Consider the following 1,677-nt stretch of genomic DNA (forward strand, 5'->3'; position numbering starts at 1 on the left):
ATTATGAGTTAGCTCTAGGGGGATTAAATTGAAAACCTTCTATTATAGCATAGATTTTTTTTGCAAGAGGTCTAATAAACTATTCCGCCTCCACAGTCAAATATTCTCGCTTTCCTCCTTTCTCCCCTCTTCCCCTCTCCTGAATCTGGGCAGCAATCAACCGCCCAGCTCGCCTGCAACTACGAGATTTAGCGGGTTATAGCAGCAATTATCCCTAATTGCGATCGACATCACTAACTAAGCCTAACTCAGAGCACACAAGTCAATCCGTTCTATGAAACCTACTCAAACCTACTCATGGCAGATTTAATGTTCACTTCCTGCTTCTTCCAAGGGAGTTGGCTCCTACTTGTCCACAGGCTTAACTTCAGACCGAACTGGTCTTACTCATGCCAGATTGACGAGCTAAATTAATCGCAGCATTCAAGTCGCGATTAATTGTTATACCGCAATTGGAACACTCAAAAACTCGCTCTTTCAGTGGCATTGACTGAATATGACCGCAACTTGAACAAGTCTTTGATGACGGATACCATCGATCGACCAATTCAACCGTCGTACCGTACATAGCTGACTTATATTCCAATTCACGCCGAAATTCATAAAAACCACAATCTGAAATAGCTGCCGCTAATTTATGATTAGCAATCATCCCACTCACATTCAAATCTTCGATGCAAATGTGGGCATATTTTCGGCTAATTTTTGTGGTGGTTTTCTGCAAAAAGTCTCGACGTTGATTGGCAATTTTAGCATGAATTTTGGCAATTTTACGATAATGTTTTCGGGCATTATTGGATGCTTTCACACCCAATCTGCTATTACCCAATTGCTTATGGCGATTTCTCCACTGTTCTTTGCTCAGCTTGGTTTTCGCTGTTTTGAGCGGACGGGGAGACTCGTAACAATTGCCATCGGAAAGAGTAGCAAAAGTTGACACACCCAAGTCAATGCCTACAGTTTCCACAACTGGGTGAAACAACAGTGGCATCTTTTCGGCTTTTATAACGAAGGAAACATACCATTTATCTGCGGTGCGCGAGATGGTAAATGTCTGCGCCATACAAGGAAATGGGATTGCTTCCTTGAGTTTAAAAGTCCCCAAGGTGGGAATTTTTATTAACTTTTGCGGTTTGAGTAAAACTGCATGATTCCAGTCAGCCGCATCTACTGTAAAAGAGTCGCCATCTTTTTTTCGTTTGAACTTTGGGAACTTTCCTAATCCTTTAAAGCATCGCGATAGTGCTTCACCGAAATAGCGGAATGTGGTTTTATAAACTCTGGAAGACAGAGTGGTAGTCCATTGATATTCTGGTAATTTCTTGACGTGGTTGGTGAAAACTCGTTCAATCGCTGCTACTTTTTTGCTGCTGCTACCCCTGTGTTCTTTAACACCTTGATATAGAGATAAGGCGAAATTGTAGCAAAATCTCGCATAGCCAGAATGCCGCGCCATCAAGGTACGTTCTTGATTATTAAGTTTTAGTTCTAGTTTGATGGCGTACATATCTAATTAAGATTTTTGAACAATTTCCTTCCGATTCCCAACGTCTCAAGGTTGAGACGCACTCGAATTGTTTCAATTCGGCTGCTGAGCGAAATTGCAGGGTAAGCTCATCTAATTTGGTATAAATTGTACTTGACAAATAGAAATTATAGAGTTAAAGCACAGCCGTT

The 1,677-nt window shown here is 41.4% G+C and carries 1 protein-coding gene; it reads right to left on the reverse strand.

The genetic code is table 11. The features are described from left to right. Positions 1 to 367: 367 nt before the first annotated feature. Positions 368 to 1,507, reverse strand: a complete 1,140-nt coding sequence (locus QUB52_RS29050; protein WP_265233112.1) for an RNA-guided endonuclease InsQ/TnpB family protein — start codon at positions 1,505 to 1,507, stop codon at positions 368 to 370. Positions 1,508 to 1,677: the final 170 nt, after the last annotated feature.

This window comes from Microcoleus sp. A6-C6 (genome assembly GCF_036705955.1).
Classification (GTDB): Bacteria; Cyanobacteriota; Cyanobacteriia; order Cyanobacteriales; family Microcoleaceae; genus Microcoleus.